Here is a 1,435-nt window from a genome sequence, read left to right as displayed (position 1 = left end):
TGCACAGCTCCCCGGAAGTTGGACTGAGTAATTCAGTTCCGACTACCGGGGAGTTTTGTATGCGTGCACGAAGTTCACTTACCGAGGATCAGCGGGTCGCGGCGGTAGCGTTGTTCGAGGATGGTGTGGGTGCCGTCTCGGCTGCTGCGAAGGTCGGTGGCGGGGCGGGCCCAGTGATCTTGCTCTACGACCGTTGGCGGGTTCGAGGGAGGAATGCGTTGGTGGAGAAACCGGATCGACAACACTTCTCGTTCGAGTTCAAACTTGCTGTGGTGCAACGTGTTTTGGCTGGCGAGAACAAGATCGAGCTCGCTCGCGAGTACGGACTGTCGTCGGCGAAGATCATCGAGCCCTGGGTCCGCGGATACCGCCGCGACGGCGACGAGGCGCTACGGCCGAAGCGGGCGGGACGTCGACCGGCACCGGGAGTTGATCCCGGGGAGGCCAGCGAACTGGACCGCCTCCGTGAGGAGAACGAGCGGCTGCGCACGCAGGTGGCGTACCTGGGAAAATTGCGGGCCTTGAGGGAACAGGGACGACGGTGAAGGTTCTCGCTGTCATCGCCCTCAAGGCGCAGTACCGTCTCGATGTGTTGCTCGACGTCGCCGGGTTGGCTCGGTCGACGTTCTTCTACCGTCAAGCGCAGTTACGCAGGCCCGATCCGAAGGCTGCGTTGAAAGCGGCGGTGACCAGGGCGTTCGAGAAAAACCACCGACGCTACGGGCATCGACGCGTGCACCGAGTCCTCGTCGACGCGGGGTGGCGGGTGGCGAAGAAGACCGTGCTCGCGGTGATGCGTGAGCTCGGGTTGGCGTGCCGTGTGCGGCGCCGTCGACGGTATGTCTCGTATCAGGGTCAGGTCGGGGCGGTCGCGGCGAACATCCTCGACCGTCAGTTCACGGCGGCGGCCCCGAATCAGAAGTGGGTCACCGATGTCACCGAGTTCCGGGTCGGGGAGGCGAAGTTGTATCTGTCGCCGGTGATGGATCTGTTCGACCGCCAGATCATCTCGTATTCGATCGGTCGGTCCCCGACGACGGAGTTCACCAACCGTTCTTTGCGGGCCGCGTTGGGCACCCTCGGCGAACAGGATTATCCAATTGTGCACTCGGATCAGGGTTTTCACTATCAGCACTCGTCGTGGCGGCGGTTGCTGGCCGATGCGGGAGCCATCCAATCGATGTCCCGCAAAGCGAACTGTTACGACAATGCGATCATCGAGAACTTCTTCGGTCACCTCAAAGAGGAGATGTTTCATCACGTCCGATACCTGAACCTCGACGCCTTGCACACCGCGATCGAGGACTACATCGACTGGTTCAACAACGACCGCATCTCGCTACGACTCGACGGCCTGAGCCCGGTGCAATACCGAGCCCAGGCCCTCGCAGCCTAGGATTTCCATTAACCGGTCCAACCCACGGGGTCCAGTGCA

Annotated in this window: 2 protein-coding genes; both read left to right on the top strand. The window is 62.0% G+C overall.

All coding sequences use genetic code 11. From position 1 onward, the window contains the following. Positions 1-59: 59 nt before the first annotated feature. Complete coding sequence (locus J1M81_RS26595; protein ID WP_032373665.1) at positions 60-545, top strand: helix-turn-helix domain-containing protein; 486 nt, start codon at positions 60-62, stop codon at positions 543-545. Continuing rightward, a complete protein-coding gene (locus J1M81_RS26590; RefSeq protein ID WP_032373666.1) occupies positions 542-1,396 on the top strand; it encodes an IS3 family transposase in 855 nt (284 codons plus the stop codon). Before J1M81_RS26595 ends, J1M81_RS26590 begins: the two co-directional genes overlap by 4 nt. Positions 1,397-1,435: the final 39 nt, after the last annotated feature.

The sequence above is a fragment of the Rhodococcus sp. KRD175 genome (assembly GCF_017168275.1).
Lineage (GTDB): Bacteria > Actinomycetota > Actinomycetes > Mycobacteriales > Mycobacteriaceae > Rhodococcoides > Rhodococcoides fascians.
The sequence above is the reverse complement of the archived record's forward strand: the minus strand, read 5'-3'. Positions and strand labels throughout refer to the sequence as shown.